This window comes from Mesorhizobium sp. B4-1-1, from assembly GCF_006439375.1.
Taxonomy (GTDB): Bacteria; Pseudomonadota; Alphaproteobacteria; order Rhizobiales; family Rhizobiaceae; genus Mesorhizobium.
In genome coordinates, this window is record NZ_VFTH01000032.1 from 1 (window position 1) to 15,860 (window position 15,860).

Sequence of the window (15,860 nt, forward strand, 5' to 3'; positions counted from 1 at the left end):
ATAGCCATAAAGCTCGCCCTTGTCGTCCGTGCCGTCCCAGGGCGGCGAGGCGCCTTCGGAGGCGATGGTTACGACGCACTCGCGCTTGCCAACAACCACGCTTTCGATCTCGGCGCCGGCGGCATTCTTTCGACGCTTGAGGAAGTGAACCGCCGCGGCTTCCTCCATGCCGGCATCGGCACCGACGAGGCCAGTGCCAGCAAACCGGGCCGCCAGCGGCTGGGCGGGCGAGAGGTCGCGCTTCTTGCGTTCGATGCGGGGCCCGGCCCCGCGAGCATGTATGCCGAGGACCGCACCGCGTTCCGCCCTGCCCGCCCGGGCGTAAACAGGCTCAAGACCGTTCGCAAGATCGGGGTGCCGGACGGGCATCTGCGCAGACTGGCAAGGCTTGGCGAACATCTGCAGTGCTCGGCCTTCGAGCTCACCAACTACGCGCAGCCGGAGGATCCGTTGGAGGTGACGGCCGGCAAGGAGATCAATTTCTACGGCACCGTGTTCACGCAAGCCGCCGACTTCGGTCGGCTCATCGAGATCGATCCGGAGAGTGCGGACGCCCATTTGTCGACCATCCGGCGCGCGGCAGCGCAAGGCGATTTCGTGATCGCCTACCTGCATCACCATCATTGGGAGCCGGGCTGGCAGGACGTGCCGCGCTGGGTGCGAAGCTTCGCCCGGACCTGCATCGACGCAGGCGCCAGCCTCTTCGTCAGCCACGGCGCTCCGGTTCTGCAGGCGATGGAAATCTACAACGGCTCGGGGATCTTCTATGGCCTGGGCAACTTCCTCTTCCACGTACACGCCGACGAGACGGAGTGGAATCCGCCGGAGGTCTGGCAAAGCATCGTCGCCGCCTGCCGCTATGATGCGGGCAAAAGCCTCACGGAAATAGATCTTCTGCCCGTTACGATCGGCACAGCGCCTCATTCTCCCGGATCGGCGACAGGAAGGCTGGTACCGCTCGCCGCCACGGGAGCCGCCGCGCGGGAAATCCTCGAGGGATTCGCCCGGCGCTCGCGGGCATTCGGCGTCGAGATCGACATACACCCGGCCCGCGGCCGCATCGACATCCCTGCCGCCAGAAAATTCGCCTGACGGGGACAGCCGGCGTCACGATACCCTGCGATCGCCTTGCGCAGTCTCGCCCGCGGCCTCGTCATCGTCCTTCTTGTCGAGCAACGCCAACTCCTCCCCCAACGCCGCGATCAGCGAAGAGACGCGACCGCGAACGCGCGGGGGAAGGTTCATCAGCCCCTCGATCAGGTGCCTCCCCTCGGCGCTGGCGATGAACTCCAGCCGCTCATCGACCGGCAAGGGCCGCGCACGTTCGCGGCTCTCGTCGTTTCCGGGCAGTCCTTCGAAGAGCCGGCTGACGGGAACGCCAAGCGAGGTGGCGATCTCGTAGAGCATCGAGGCGCTGACGCGATTGCGCGCGTTCTCGTATTTCTGGAGCTGCTGGAAACTGATGCCAATGGCCCGGGCGAGCTGGCCCTGTGAGACGTCCGACTGGACGCGAACCGTCGCAATCTGCCTGCCGACATGCCGATCGGCGGGATGAGGGTCGCTCTCGACCGTTGGCTTGCGCGTTGTCCGAAGCAGGACTGGACGTTGGGGTTTCAACAATGCCTTCCGACGCTCCAAAGATTTCCGCCGAGAGGAGCTCTACCGCCACACTCAAAGGCCACTCTCGGCAAGCAGGCCATTCAGCCACTTAATATACCTTATGAGGCTCAAAATAACCCTATAGGTGGCAAAGACCATGTGCCTACCGATTGTGGACGCATGGTCAGTCCACGACAGATTCGAGCCGCGCGGGCTTTGCTTGGTTGGTCGCAGCAGGAGCTTGCCGACAAGGCGATCGTCTCGCTCAACGCGCTGGCCCGGTTGGAGAACGGCAAGGTCGATTCCCGGATCAGCACGATGCAGGCCATCGAAGCAGCCCTGACCAGGGCCGGCATCGAGTTCTTGCCCGTCGGCCAAAAGGGTGAGGGTGTTCGCCTCCTCGATCCTCAGGCTTAAGTGCACAGCCCCGTCTGCTGGCCAATCCTGACAATGTCCTCCAATACAGAACGGATCTGCGGCCACGGAAACTCAGGATCGTCCTCAGAAGGCTGCCCTTCCCTCAGGACCGCATCGAGCTTGGCCGCCACTCCCGCAAGGGACGTGGCCGGGGTCCGGGACAGCATCTCGAGCAAATCCGCAGCACGCTCCGCAGCCTCGACTTCTGCCTGCAATGTGGCCGAGTATCCAAGCTGGCCATCGGCGGCATCCCAGCGAGCCTGATAAGCCACAAAATCAGCTTCCGCCATCTCGCCGTCAAACGATTGAGCCGTCGCGCAAGGAGGTCCAACCATTTCGATCAGTTTCCGCTCCAGCCGCTGCTGCTGACGGCAGAGCCGCTCGGTCCGCTTTTGCGCGTGCTGCCATCTGAGCCAAATCGGCAGGGCGGGATCGGTGTACTGCTCTGTTCGGCACGCCGATGCACGTCGGTTTGAGTTTAGCGTTCGAACAGGTGAGGTTGTGTCGGTGACGGGCTGCAAAGTCGTGGTATTGTCGGAATCAGTCACGATCCGAGTCCCTGCCCATTAGGTCAGCCAATTTGCCTTATATCAGTCATTAAAGCTGACTTTTGCCTAGAAGTCAAACAAAAAGTCTGATTTTTTTGATGAACCAAATTTCCGTCGAGCAATGCAGAGGCGCACGGGCAATGCTCGGCTGGAGCCAGGCTGAACTTGCTGACGCTGCAGGTGTTTCGCGTGCCACCGTTGTGGACTTCGAACGCGGATTGCGCGTCCCCCATCGCAACAATCTAATTGCAATCCGCGAAGCATTCGAAGCCGCTGGCATAGAATTTATTCCAGAGAATGGTGGTGGCGCTGGCTTACGCTTGTCACGTCGATAAGCACGCAGCTGGCGTCGACCGGTGGAGAACGGCAGCGAAGGCATATCGCCATCGGCGATTTGGCGGCATCACTCACTAGAGGAAGGATCTGGTCACGGCGATGTCGCGCACGAGGTCGGCGGTTGCCTCCAGATACCAGTAGGTAGCGTAGATGTTGACGTGATCTATGTACGGCGCGAGCGCGACCATACAGGTCGCAATCGCATAGAGATTGACGAGGCACCTGGCCTCAGCCCATCAGCGCTGCAGCATTGCCCGCAAGCCTCTCGTCGGCGCCGAACCGTCGGCCGAAGATCCGACCGATGCCGGAGGATGCACCGGTGACGAGCGCCAGGCGCGTGCGCTGCCGGCACCGCGATTCGGCATGCTGGCCAGATCAGTCATGAGGCGATCCTGCTCGGAAGAACAAAATCACATCTTCTCCGCCTATGCTGGAACAGTTGCCAGCAAGGCGCGCGTCTCCGCGACGACGCGATCTTGGAATTTCGGGTCTCGCACGAGCGTGGAGCCGAGCATCGGGTGGCCGCTCTCGTCGTAGTAGACGCCGGTCTGACCGGATGTATCGACCAGGACTTTCGCGATCATCCGCGCGGCCCGCTTCGGGGTGCTCAAGAATTTCATGAAGGGCATAAGAAGCGGCACCAGCAGCGGAGCGATGCATGCCACGAAGAAGCGCACAGTGGCGCTGGCGTCACGCCCGAGGCCGGTGGTCGGATTGAAGCCCGGCTCGACGGCATTGAAGTGCAGCCGTGGGGTCTCGCGGGCGAACACTATGACTGTGGCGAGTGTGCACTGCTTGGACGTCGCATAGGCGTCAAAGCCCGGCTTCGCGGAGCCGCCAGGCTTCCACTCACCGCGCGCGCTCGATTCCGCCGAGACATAGCGACCGCCGCGAAAACCCGCAGACACGGCAGGCTTCCGTTCGGGGTCTTCCACGCCGGAAGCGACGAAGAAAACGTTAGCTCCGTCGGGGAGGTGCGGCACAAGAGCCTCCGTGAATGCAAACGGGCCAAGATGGTTCGTCGCGAATGTCATGTCCCAGCCCAGCGCGTTCCTCGTCGCGTGCACCGGCATGATACCCGCGTTGTTGAGCAGACCGGCAATCGGAAGATCGAGCGCTATGATCTCTGCAGCCGCACGTCGTACGCTGGAAATATCCGACAGGTCGCACACGACCGACACCGCGTGCTGCCCTTTCTGCCCGATGATCTTTTGTACTTCGTCGAGCTTATTGCGGTCGCGGCCGACCAGAACGACCGTACCGCAATCTGCCAGTTCGAGTGCCGCGAGGCGACCTATGCCGGAGGTCGGGCCGGTGATGATGTACGCCTTGCCGCCTGATGCATTCTGCAAAGCCGTTTTCGGCATAGTTGTCTCCGTTTGATGTCTGTCTAGTCAGTCTTTTATGGGCCAAAAAATTTAGGCGACGATTCGCCAGAGCGCTTCGAACCCGGCCTTGCCATGTTTGTCGGCGTTGGCCGGGTCACGGATGATGAAGTCGATCGTCGCTTCCGCCAGAGCGCCCATCAGAGCGGCAACGAACCCGAGCGGCACATCGCGCATTGGCCCGTTCGCACGGCTCCGCTCAAGAAGCATTGCGATGCCAGCCCCCGTCCGGCTCGCGGTCTGATGGCTCTCCGAGGTGATCTCATCCGATACGTCGAGATGCGCCAGCGTCCGGCGCTTCTCGGGGCAGGACGTCGCCCATCGCAACCAATTGGTCCATGTGCGGAGCAACTGTTCGCGGATATCGCACTCAGTCGGGAGCCCGTCCAGGGCGGCCGAAGCCATCTCAGTTTTTAGCTCTATGTAGAGCTGATTGAACAAGTCGGCTTTTGTGTCAAAATAGGTGAACAGGGAGCCGTTGGAGACTTCAGCCTCCTTGGCGATCGTCGCTGTCGCCGCGCCCAGTCCCTCGGAGGCGATGACGCGGATCGCCGCCGACATGATCGCGCTCCGTCTCTCGTCGCTTCTTGGTCTGGCCATGCTGCTGTCCCTACCCGCTCACTAGGTATATAAGAGAGCGCCTAGTCAGTCAATGCGTACCTGTGAAGATATGCGGGCCTTCCTCACGTCGAAGAGCTCGGCGATGTCGACGCTTAGACAGGCTACTTTTTTGCGCACCGGCTTATGAAGGCGAGACAGCGCACAGTTAGATGCCGGAATCGCAAGTACCCGCTGGGACCTGATTATACGCCGCCGCCTGGGTTCAGCTTGAAGCCAAAACTATGTCCGAGGTTCTGGGCACGAGCCGACGGACGTACCAATATGAGGCTCCCTCACAGCGCGCGGCGTCAAGCCGGCTGCGGCAGGACAAGCACAGGACACGGAAAATATGGCTAAAACTATAGCATATACCGTCGGGGTCGACATCTCGAAAGATCAGCTCGACGTCCACCTGCTGCCGGACGGCATCGACCGGCAGGCGCCAACGACGCCGCCGGCCTGGACAACTGGTGGGCTGGCTGGCACCACTCACACCCGAGCGCATCGTCTACGAGGCGACGGGCGTTTACCATCGTCTGCTCGAGCGCAAGCTGGGGCGCAAGTCACTAGAACCCGCCGCGTGCAGTGGCGTTAGAAACCTGGAAGGCCGGCTTTCGATAACATCTCCATGAATCGGGCGTGATGGTGATCCTTTACGTAGCGTGGCAGAAAGCCCGGACAGACGTTGTCGAGGTTGAGATGTGGAAGCTGTGACAGGCAATGATGGATGGCGCGAGAGGCTTCTTCGCTGCTTCCTGTTGCCGCCGCCGTTGCGGCCCAGTAGAGCGCACCGCGAACGAAGCCAGGCTTTATCCTGACCACCTTTCGGGCCACTTCCAGAGCCTGCCGATCCTTTCCGTCGGCGAACAACGCCACAACCAGACTGAGGTGACGCCAGAAGTCGATGACGTCATGCGTTCCAAGCCGGATCGCCTCGTTGGCCTCATGTTGCGCTTCACGGACCTCTCCGCGCAAGGCAAAGAGCATCGCTATGTCACCGTGGCCGCTGGGGTAGCTTGGGTTGACGCTGATCGCATGCCGGCATTCGGCTATCGCATCATCGATACGACCGGAACTTTCCAGAGCGAATGACAGGATGCATCTGGCGATTTCATCATCCGGCACCGCCCTTACAGCGGCTTCCGCAAGCGCAAGCGCATACTCGATCTGCCCCGGTTTCCGAGGCATCGCGCCAAACGCTATTCCCATGGTGATTACGATCGAGAGCGTCCGTTGCGCGCGGGCGTTATCGGGGCCCAGCGCAACAGCCTTCTCGGCAAGCTCTATGCCGACCAACAGCGAGTCGCGGGTCATCTCGAAATACTTCATCAGAGCTTCGTTCACCAACCTGCGCACTTCAGGGGGGCCGGGTGGGCTCTTGTCGCGAACTTTCCAGTTGGTCAGCTGAAGTTCAAGGATCACGGCCAGAACCACCGATTTTGCGATCCTGTCCTGGAATTCGAGAGCGTTCTCGGAGTGGCCGTCGAACTTCTGTGCCCAAACGTTTTGACCGGTGACTGCATCCACAAGTTGGATGTTGACTCTCAGTCCCTCGCCGGACCTCTGGACGCTGCCGCTCAGCGTGTACCGTGCCCGATGCACCGCAGGCGTTTTGGCTTCTTCGCCAGAGCCGTTCTTCTCCCCAGGCGGGATGCCGGAGAGCACGACGTAGTCGGCCACCTCGGAAAGCGCCGTCGTGATATCCTGGACAAGCCCCCTGGCGAAAAAGTCATCGCCCCGCCTGCCCGTCAGATTGACGAAGTCGGCGACGCTGATGGAGGGACGTCCGGGGCGCTGGCTGGCCGAAACGCCGTTCGCCGACTGCAGAGTTGACCCCGTATCGGCCCCCGACAGCAAGGATTGCCAAAATGCCCGAGTCTCAGGGCTGACGTCGACGCCGAACTCCTTCTTCAAAACACCTCTGCATGCCTCGTATGTCCGCATGGCCCTGTCTCGTTGGCCGCAGGCAGCAAGCAGTTCCATCTTCAGCCGGTAGGAAGCCTCCCTGGTCGGCTCCATTGCCAGAACCCGGTCGGCGAGGGCCAACCCGGTGTCCTCGTCGACGAGACGGGCCAGTTTTTCGAAGGACTCGAGCGCTCGGCTCTGCAGCCTGTCGCGTTCCGATGTCGCCCAATCGTCGAAGGCGTTGCTGCCGAGATAAAACCCGTCGAGAAACGGTGCGGTGTAGTGCGCCAACGCCGTTTCGAGATCTTGTGCTGAACGGGCGGAGCGCCCGGATTCAAACTCCTCGACGTCAACTCGCACCGCGTCCGCCCTTAGGCCGATCACCTCCCTGCCGGAATGGATGAGATCGACACCCGCTCGTGACAGATCCCGACGCAGGACGCTGAGGGTCTGCCGCAGGCTGTTGCGCGAGTGTTCGCTGTCGCTTTCGCCCCACAGGAGGTCGGCCAGCCTTTCCCTCGGTACCGCCATATCTGGACACCGGGTCAGATAGGCAATGATTGCGGCACCTCGCTTTCCGGTCAGCCGGATTCGACCGACAGGTTCCTTTTCAAGGCGGAAGCCACCGAAGAGTAAAATCTTACTTGCAGCGACGCTTTTATCACCTTGCATTTGCTTAATAGCTTCCCATCTGACGAAACCCTAACTCAAAACTAACGCTTCGCAAACAGCGGAGCCAAGCGCGCAAACGCAGTCGTGACGGTGGATCAATTAGGATTCGCTTAATAGGGGCGGCTGGGCTGACACACCGGTGGTGGCGGATCGAACCGCTGCGGCCCCCAATACGTCGGGACCACTGTGCAAAATGCAGTGGTCCGAAGGGGTGCGGCGGATGTCACTGCTCAAGGCCAATCTACTGCTGCTGCTTGCAGCTGCCCTGTGGGGCTTCGGCAATGTCGCGCAAAAGACGGTGCTTGCCCACCTCGATGCTCTCAGTGCCGTCGGCTTGCGCTGCCTGATCGGCGGGTTGCTCGTGCTGCCCTTTGTTTTGACCGAAAGGCGACTGCCTGCCGGGCCGGCGCATTTTTCTAGCCTGGTGAGGATTGGAGTGCTGTTTGCCGTTTCCGTCACGCTGCAGCAGCTCTGCTATCTCGGCGCCACCGTCACGAATGCAAGCTTCATGATAAGCACGGCAACGGTGATGACGCCCCTCGCCGCCTGGCTGCTCATAGGCGAGCGCCCGACGGCGAGCCTCATATTCGCCGCCGGGCTGACAGTGGTCGGCGCTATGCTTCTGTCGGGCGGGGTTGCCAGTCTCAGCGGCGGCGATCTCACCGCCATCCTGTCGGCTGCCTGCTATGCGCTTTGGACGGTGGAACTTGGCCGGCACATGCAGGCCCATGGGCGTCCATTCACCGCCGCGGCGGCGCAGTTCCTCCTCGCCGCCGCCTTCGCCCTGCCGCTCGGGGTAATGCAAGGCAACCTGTCGCTCGGCGCCGCATTGGCAGCCGGCCCCGAACTGGGGATTCTCGGCGTGTTTTCCACTGCGGTCGCTTTCGGCATACAGATCGTCACCCAGCGCTTTACCCCGGCCAGCCACGTGGCCGTGATCGTCAGTGCCGAAAGCGTCTTCGGGGCACTGGGCGCTGCAATCTTTCTCGGCGAGCGGAACTCGCCATTGGGCGCATTGGGCGCGGCGATCATCCTTGTTGCGATCCTATCCGTCGCGATGTCGAACCGAACGGCGGGCACACCCTTCGGGGCCGGACCAATTCACCCCTTCGGCGCTGCGGTCGCTGCCAGTGCGCACCCATCCGTCAATTCAGATCAAAGGGACATATCATGATCCTTTTCGGCGCCGGAACCAGGGAATTGCCGCGATGACAGCGTGGGCAAGCCTTCCTCCGCCTGCGCGATTGGCGTCTGCGCTTCGCGCCCGCATGCGGGGACCCGGCGGCTATTACAACAGCGGCAACGCGCTCGGCCTTGTTACCGGTATTGCGGTCCAGATCGCCACCGCGCCGGCCAGTTCGCACTGGGGAAACGCGATCACGGCGCGAACGATTGAGTTTTTCGCCGGCAGCGGCAGTGCTGTCGCGCTGACATTGACGACGCTGATCTTCTTCTGCGGTGGCGAGGCGTACCACCGGGCTTGGGCGAGGCCGGATGCGCCAGACGTCAATCTCAATCGGCTGGGCGACTTCCTGTCGGGCATTGGCGCGGTTGGACTTGGCATCTCCCTATTGCTCCTCGGCGATCCGCTGCTTGCGGCGACCTCCGGGCTGCTGCATGCGGTGGGCAAGTTCGGCAGCGCCTTGCATCTTCCGGGCACGCCAGTTCTGGTCTGGCCGGCGTCCTGGCCCGATCCGTTCCGCGGCGCTGTCCTCGCCAGTCGCTTGCCGGCAATGCTGACGACAACCCTCGCCCTCGGCTCGGCCTTGCCGGATGCCTGGGTGGGCGGGTCGCTCGCGACGCCCGTCATGCCCCTGACCCTGCTCGGTTGCTACTTCTTGTGGGCCAAGGCCGATCTGCTGCTGTTCGGCATCGGGACCAAGTCCAGCGATCAGATTTCCACATGTTGAAGGCGGTCAGCTCAAGAGAATGACCAACGTCTGAAATGGAGAATGACATGTCCGGAAGCGCACATCAGGATGACGATCCATTGCCCGTAGCGGATTGCTGTCCCGTGGACATGCAAACAGTGTCCGTAGGCAACCTTCCACAGCCGACGGGCAGGAAGGGCATTGGGCTGTCAAAGCGAACCGGCTCGCTACCGGCTCTGGCCACCCTGACCCATGCCGGTGTCCTTGCGGCTTCGCTGTGCTGGGGTCTGGAAGCACATGCCGCGGATGTCGATGTCGCCGTCGCTTTCGCGGTCGACTTCTCGTCTTCAATCGATCCGAAGACCGCCGACCTGCAGCGCGAGGGACATGCCGCAGCACTCACCTCGCCGGAGATCATCGCCGCCATCGGCCGGAACTATTTCGGTTGCATCGGCGTGACCTATTTCGAATGGTCGAGTCCGGGGCATTCGCGCACCGTCTTGCCCTGGACGACAATCTGCGGGCCCGAAGACGCCAAAGCGGCCGCGACGGTCATCAGAACCCAAGGCTATACTGGCTACAGCCGCGCGGGCCGTCGCGGAACCTCCGTCTCCTCGGCAATCGACATCGGCGCTCTTCTCCTCGATCAGTTTCCTGGGAATGCGGCCAAGAGAGTCATCGATATCTCCGCCAACGGCGAAAACAATGATGGGCTTCCCGTCGAGCCAAGCCGGCTGAACGCACTTGGCAGGGGATATACCATCAACGCGATCGCCATTCCCGCGCAAGAAGGCAGCGCCGAACAGTCGCTGGCATCCTATTTCGAGCAATCCGTCATCGGCGGCTACCAAGCCTTCGTCATATCGCCGAAGGAGCCGGCCGACTATGTCGCGGCGCTTCGCCGGAAGCTGGTTCTCGAAGTCAGCCTGAACCTCGCCGTTCCCGTCGCGGATAGCGTTCGGCGTCCAGTCGCAAAAGAGCCTGGGGAGACCGGAAATCAACAGGCGGGCCTCTCCTTCGCACCCTTGCTCCCATGGACTTTCGGCTCGGCCGTGGCGGCCTCGGAACCCGTCTTCCCGAAGCCTGGGGGCCAGACGCGACGGACGCACTTGGATTGACGATCCAACGGCATATCAACAGTAACTAAAATGGGGAACGACTGATGTCGTCGAATCGAGGGGACGGAAATTTGATTGGGTTGTTTCAACTTGCGCGCGGGACGGCGCGCGATGCGCGTCGCTTCAGCCGCGTCCTTCTTGCCACTACATCGATAGCCGGGTTTGGATTGGCGCCGATGGCCGTTTCGCCGTCGTTCGCTGACGATTGGAACGGCAGCGCCTCAGCCGACTGGTTCACCGCCGGCAACTGGTCGGGAGGCGTCCCAACCGGCGCCGACGCAGTCCATATCGACACGGTGTCTCCCAACGCGCCGGTCATCGGTTCAGCCGGCGCCCAGGCGGCAGGCCTCTCTGTCGGCTATTCCGGCATCGGCACGCTGACGATCCAGAACGGGGGCACGGTCACCAACACCTTCGGCATTATCGGCTACGGGCCCGTCTCGAAGGGAACCGCGACGGTGGACGGCGCCGGCTCGTCCTGGACCAATTCCGGCGATCTCTATGTCGGCTATTCCGGCGACGGCACGCTGGCGATCCAAAACGGCGGCAAGGTCAGCAACTCCGTCGGCTCTATCGGCGGCAATTCCGACTCGATCGGCGCCGTGACGGTCGATGGCGTCGGCTCGTCCTGGACCAGTTCCGTCAATCTCTATGTCGGCTATTCCGGCGCCGGCACGCTGACGGTCAAGAACGGCGGCGCCGTTAGCGACGTCCAAAGTGCGATCGGCTACTTTTCCGGCTCGACCGGCGCCGTGACGGTCGAAGGCGCCGACTCGTCGTGGACCAATTCCGGCAATCTCACTGTCGGCGTTTCCGGCGCCGGCGCGCTGACGGTCACGAACGGTGGCGGGGTCAGCAGCGCCGCCGGCTATATCGGCTACGGGTTCGGCTCGGTCGGCACTGTGACGGTCGATGGCGCCGGCTCGTCCTGGAGCAGTTCCAGCAGTCTCTTTGTCGGCGTTTACGGCAAAGGCACGCTGACGGTCTCGAGCGGCGGCAAGGTCAGCAACTCCGTCGGCTATATCGGCGCCGAATCCGGCTCGACCGGCACTGTCACGGTCGATGGCCCGGGCTCGTCCTGGACCAATTCCACCGCTCTCTTTGTCGGCTATTCCGGCGCCGGCACGCTGACGGTCAAGAACGGCGGCACGGTCAGCAACACCTACGGCTATATCGGCGCCAATTCCAGCGCCAATTCCGGCTCGACCGGCGCCGTCACGGTCGACGGCGCCAACTCGTCGTGGACTAATTCCGGCGATCTCTATGTCGGCGCTTTCGGCACGGGCTCGCTGACGATCCAGAACGGCGGCATGGTGAGCGCCGGGTCTGTCCTTGTTGCTTCGGCAGCCGCCTCGACCGGAACCATCAACATCGGCTCCGGCATCGGTGATGCCGCAACGGCGCCCGGTATCCTCGCAGCCGCCGATTTGCAGTTTTTCCAAGGTTCCGGCACGCTGGTGTTCAACCACACGGGGGCGAACTATAGTTTCGCTACGAACCTTAGCGGCGACGGAACCGTCCGCCAGATCGCCGGGTTCACCAATCTCACCGGCAACTCCAATGGCTTCACCGGCGCGACCACCGTCGAGGGCGGCACGCTCGCCGTCAACGGCGTGCTTGGCGGCACGCTCGACGTTCAGGCCGCCGGTCGCCTGCAGGGCACCGGCACTGTCGGCAACACGACCGTCGCGGGCACCATCGCGCCAGGCAACTCGATCGGCACGCTAAACGTCGCGGGGAACATCACCTTCAGTGCCGGCTCGATCTATGAAGTCGAGGTGAACGCGCTGGGACAGGGCGACCGGGTCAATGCGACCGGCACGGCCACCATCAACGGCGGCACCGTCCAGGTCCTGAATGCGCCTGGCGTCTACGCGCTCGGCAGCCACTACACGATCCTGACCGCCGCCAGCGGTGTGTCGGGCACCTTCGCTGGCCTAACTCGGTCATCGCCGTTTTCCACGCCCTTCCTGTCCTTGGATCTGAGCTACGACCCGAACGCTGTCTATCTGGATGTGAGCCGCAGCAGCGTGACCTTCGCTTCGGTCGGCCTGACTCCGAACCAGATTGCGACCGGCGGCGGCCTGGACAGCGCACCGCCGTCAAGTTCGCTCGTCGCCGCCATTGCGCAGCTCGACGCGTTGTCCGTCCGCTCGGCCCTCGACCAGCTCTCGGGCGAGGTGCACGCCTCGGCGAAGACCGCGCTTGTCGAGGACAGCCGCTTCGTCCGCGATGCGGTCAACGATCGCCTGCGCGCCGCCTTCGATGCGGTCGGCGCGGTGAATATCCCGGTCATGGGCTACGCCGACGGCGAACCCATGCTCGCGCCCGCCACCACCGACCGCTTCGCGGTCTGGGGCAGCGGCTTCGGCTCGTGGGGACATACCGACGGCGACGGCAACGCGGCGCGGCTCAAGCGCTCGACCGGCGGCTTCTTCGTCGGCGGCGACGGGCTCGTCTTCGACACCTGGCGCCTAGGCGCGGTCGCAGGCTACAGCCGCACCGATTTCAATGTGAGGGATCGCGATTCCTCTGGCACCAGCGACAATTACCATCTCGGTCTCTACGGCGGCACGCAGTGGGGCAATCTCGCCTTCCGCACCGGCGCTGCCTACACTTGGCACAACATCTCGACGGACCGGACGGTTGCCTTCTCGGGCTTCACCGACAGCCTGACGGGCGACTACAACGCCGGCACGGCGCAGCTGTTCGGTGAGCTCGGCTATGGCATGCGCGCGGGCGGCATCGGCTTCGAACCCTTCGCCAACCTCGCCTATGTGAACCTGCACACCGATGGCTTTACCGAAAAGGGCGGCGCGGCGGCACTCACCAGCGCCGCCGCGACGACGGACGCGACCTTGACGATGCTCGGCTTGCGCGCGTCGAGCGGCTTCATGCTGGGCGCCGTCAGCGCCACCGCGAAGGGAACGATCGGCTGGCGGCACACCTTCGGCGACGTCACGCCGCTCTCCACCATGGCCTTCGCGGGCGGCACGCCATTTTCCGTCGCCGGCGTCCCGATCGCGCGCGATGCGGCCGTGGTCGAGGCGGGGCTCGATTTCGCCGTCACCCCCAGCGCCACGGTCGGCGTGTCCTACCACGGACAGTTCGCATCCGGTGTCTCCGACCAGTCGGTTCGGGCGGACTTCAGCATGAAATTCTGATGTCTCCGGGGTCGGCAAAGTCAAAAGGCGCCCCGGTTGATGGAACATTTCTGAACAGAGCTTTCGCGCCGGAGGGACACTGGCGGTCGACTTTGTTGTCGTGAGGACACCCCGCGTTGACAGTTTGTTAACGTGACGTTAACTTTAGCTTTCACTAAAAAGTGAGTTGCAATGAATACTGCTATTCTTTGCGCCGCAATAATCCTTGCCGCGTCAAGTGTCGCCATTGCGCACGAAAAGAAACCAAAGGTCATCGCCAACGCATGTGCTGGTCTGTCGATCAAGGCGGGCAGTGCAGCAAAACTGGACTGTAGTCCGACCGGCACCACCGAGGCAAGCGAACTTCCCCAACGGGCGCACAACGGGTCAGATCAGCGAAGTGTTCCCACCAAGCGGGCGAGATTTGCGAGGCACCGTGTCGGCGCTTGTCGGTTTCGCGAAACAGTTCGCGGCAAATACCGACTAGCCTTCCGCATCGGTCTGCCTGGCCCGTTGCAGCAAAATATGTTGACATAGCGCCGATCCACCAGCGAAATGCTGCGGATCCCAGCCGCAGCATTACCCCCGGGCCGACCCACACCCCTTGCGGCAACCGTCTCAATCGTTCAAACTGAATGGTCTGAGCTATCTAATGCTGATCGCAGACCAACGACAACGATTAGTGTCTTGGCGGTTCCCGGCGATAATAATCGGACTTGGGTAGCGCCACAGAATGGGGGTAGCGGGGCAGATAAATCCTGGGACGTGGCTGGCGGCAGATGCCAACATCGATCAGTTGCTCATCGCATAGCGTAGCAAGCACCCGCAAAAACTCTTCGTTCTCTATGCGGTTCTCTATCTCCGGTTCATGGTTTTTGTTCTTAGCGATCAATCGTTTCAGAATACGAAATATAGCATGGATCGCTTTCATCGCCGGGATTGCCATTGCTGCCTCCGCTCGTACCGAGGTGTGCACAAGGCTCGCATTCGGCTGACGAAATGTCCGGACTGTTCCAGGAAATTTCCATGAAATCTGGCTGAAATTTTAGCCGTGTCTTGGCAGGAAACGGGCAAACGGTAGGACGCGCCGTCAAATCGGTCCGCTTGGGTTGAGGCCAGTTCGATCTATGGGCGACCGAGAACCAGTGCTTCGTCGCGTCGCAGGTCCCTTTCCTAGGCATGACCGTTGCAGAAGATCCTGCACGCCCGCGAATTTTCAGTACTCTTTCACTTCCTTTTCAGGACGGCAGCACCAGACCGGGGCAATCTGTCTCCAAACGGTCTGGCCAGGTTCGACCACTGGCTATCAGGCAGGACGGCGAAGGTTAGGATATTGATTGCTGAGTTGGGCGCACAACGTACAACAATCGAGTGCAAGGGACACATTCGAGATGCGTGACAGTGTTTGAAGAAACCGATCTCCGGCGAACTGTTTGTTGTCCGGTCCATCCGCCGCCAACAAGGAAGGAGTTCAATCGCGTGTTATCGATCTCCGTGGCGCAAAGCCAAGCAGATTTCGAGGCGGCAGAGGGACTCTGTACAAGGCTTGGTCAATGGGATGCAAAGGTTGCGCCAAGATACGGTGTTGCTTCGTCGGACGTCTTAGCTCTGTTTCACCATGAGAACCGCGTGTCCCTGGTTGAGAAATTCAATAACTCTGCCGACGCGAAATTTTTGATCGCTCGATGGGAGCATGTTCCTGCCGGCTCGTTGGCATTCGGTAGCTTCGACGAGTTATGCGGCGAGATGCAACACTTCTATGTGGACGCTAGTTTCCGAGGGTTGGGGATTGGCCGACAACTAATGCAGTCGGCATTGACAGAAATCGCTCAAGGGTCGCGGCGCCGCGTCCTGATCCACACCACGCCATATATGACCCACGCAGTCGCGATTTATGAGGAATTTGGTTTTCGCCCGTGCTCTAGATTTCGTGACACCCCTGAACACATAAGACATACCGATGTCTTTATGGATAGGCCGATTAATTCTTCCATTCCAAAGGCCCATGCGGATTTGCCACTCTCCGCTGATTCAACGACAGGGAGAAACTTGCCCGAAGGCGAAATGCTTACGCCTATTGGTGATTAAAAGGCAGCGCCCGTGCGGCAACAGCGTCTAGCAAGTGAGGAGCGATGACAGAAGCACGGCATCACGGAATGCTCGGTCCGAGTTCCGCGGCCAGCTAGTATATCTATGTCCAACTTCCGGCGTAGCTTGTTACCACAATAGGCGTGGCGAATGCTTGGTGCGTCCTCCTGGACGACGC

At 61.7% G+C, this 15,860-nt stretch carries 14 protein-coding genes; 8 read left to right on the forward strand and 6 right to left on the reverse strand.

What is annotated here, in order from left to right:
- The coding region (locus FJW10_RS28100) for a CapA family protein (RefSeq protein WP_140902490.1) at positions 1–1,092 on the forward strand (1,092 nt) is incomplete at its 5' end.
- A gap of 15 nt (positions 1,093–1,107) precedes the next feature.
- On the opposite strand, the gene FJW10_RS28105 is transcribed toward FJW10_RS28100, so the two are convergent.
- Complete coding sequence (locus tag FJW10_RS28105; protein WP_181177690.1) at positions 1,108–1,617, reverse strand: helix-turn-helix transcriptional regulator; 510 nt, start codon at positions 1,615–1,617, stop codon at positions 1,108–1,110.
- Positions 1,618–1,779: 162 nt separating this feature from the next.
- On the opposite strand from FJW10_RS28105, the gene FJW10_RS28110 reads away from it, so the two are divergent.
- On the forward strand, positions 1,780–2,016 hold the full coding sequence (locus FJW10_RS28110) for a helix-turn-helix domain-containing protein (protein WP_140902492.1): 237 nt from the start codon (positions 1,780–1,782) through the stop codon (positions 2,014–2,016).
- On the opposite strand, the gene FJW10_RS28115 is transcribed toward FJW10_RS28110, so the two are convergent.
- Positions 2,013–2,564 (reverse strand): hypothetical protein, encoded by a 552-nt coding sequence (locus tag FJW10_RS28115; protein ID WP_140902493.1) that lies wholly within the window; start codon positions 2,562–2,564, stop codon positions 2,013–2,015. The two genes, FJW10_RS28110 and FJW10_RS28115, sit on opposite strands and share 4 nt — an antisense overlap.
- 98 nt (positions 2,565–2,662) lie before the next feature.
- On the opposite strand from FJW10_RS28115, the gene FJW10_RS28120 reads away from it, so the two are divergent.
- Positions 2,663–2,899: a helix-turn-helix transcriptional regulator gene (locus tag FJW10_RS28120; protein WP_281405145.1), complete on the forward strand. Its 237-nt coding sequence runs from the start codon at positions 2,663–2,665 to the stop codon at positions 2,897–2,899.
- A gap of 426 nt (positions 2,900–3,325) precedes the next feature.
- Here the strand turns inward: FJW10_RS28120 and FJW10_RS28130 are convergent, their stop codons facing one another.
- The 3 genes from FJW10_RS28130 to FJW10_RS28140 all read right to left on the reverse strand — a co-directional run bounded on the left by FJW10_RS28130 (position 3,326) and on the right by FJW10_RS28140 (position 7,462).
- Positions 3,326–4,267: an SDR family NAD(P)-dependent oxidoreductase gene (locus FJW10_RS28130; protein ID WP_140902494.1), complete on the reverse strand. Its 942-nt coding sequence runs from the start codon at positions 4,265–4,267 to the stop codon at positions 3,326–3,328.
- A gap of 51 nt (positions 4,268–4,318) precedes the next feature.
- Complete coding sequence (locus FJW10_RS28135; RefSeq protein ID WP_210239830.1) at positions 4,319–4,846, reverse strand: TetR/AcrR family transcriptional regulator; 528 nt, start codon at positions 4,844–4,846, stop codon at positions 4,319–4,321.
- 630 nt (positions 4,847–5,476) lie between these two features.
- Positions 5,477–7,462 carry a BTAD domain-containing putative transcriptional regulator gene (locus FJW10_RS28140; protein WP_140902496.1) on the reverse strand — a complete coding sequence of 662 codons (1,986 nt, stop codon included), beginning with the start codon at positions 7,460–7,462 and terminating at the stop codon, positions 5,477–5,479.
- 220 nt (positions 7,463–7,682) lie between these two features.
- Between FJW10_RS28140 and FJW10_RS28145 the strand changes: the two genes are divergently transcribed.
- From FJW10_RS28145 to FJW10_RS28160, 4 genes are all read left to right on the forward strand, one after another.
- Positions 7,683–8,636 carry a DMT family transporter gene (locus tag FJW10_RS28145; protein ID WP_140902497.1) on the forward strand — a complete coding sequence of 318 codons (954 nt, stop codon included), beginning with the start codon at positions 7,683–7,685 and terminating at the stop codon, positions 8,634–8,636.
- Positions 8,637–8,730: 94 nt separating this feature from the next.
- Positions 8,731–9,372 carry a hypothetical protein gene (locus FJW10_RS28150; protein WP_140902498.1) on the forward strand — a complete coding sequence of 214 codons (642 nt, stop codon included), beginning with the start codon at positions 8,731–8,733 and terminating at the stop codon, positions 9,370–9,372.
- Positions 9,373–9,407: 35 nt separating this feature from the next.
- Positions 9,408–10,451 carry a DUF1194 domain-containing protein gene (locus FJW10_RS28155; protein WP_246674386.1) on the forward strand — a complete coding sequence of 348 codons (1,044 nt, stop codon included), beginning with the start codon at positions 9,408–9,410 and terminating at the stop codon, positions 10,449–10,451.
- Positions 10,452–10,627: 176 nt separating this feature from the next.
- Complete coding sequence (locus tag FJW10_RS28160; RefSeq protein ID WP_246674387.1) at positions 10,628–13,615, forward strand: autotransporter domain-containing protein; 2,988 nt, start codon at positions 10,628–10,630, stop codon at positions 13,613–13,615.
- A 658-nt stretch (positions 13,616–14,273) separates the two neighbouring features.
- On the opposite strand, the gene FJW10_RS28165 is transcribed toward FJW10_RS28160, so the two are convergent.
- Positions 14,274–14,540 (reverse strand): hypothetical protein, encoded by a 267-nt coding sequence (locus FJW10_RS28165; RefSeq protein ID WP_140836669.1) that lies wholly within the window; start codon positions 14,538–14,540, stop codon positions 14,274–14,276.
- A 533-nt stretch (positions 14,541–15,073) separates the two neighbouring features.
- Here FJW10_RS28165 and FJW10_RS28170 point away from each other — a divergent pair.
- Positions 15,074–15,682, forward strand: a complete 609-nt coding sequence (locus FJW10_RS28170; RefSeq protein WP_246674388.1) for a GNAT family N-acetyltransferase — start codon at positions 15,074–15,076, stop codon at positions 15,680–15,682.
- Positions 15,683–15,860: the final 178 nt, after the last annotated feature.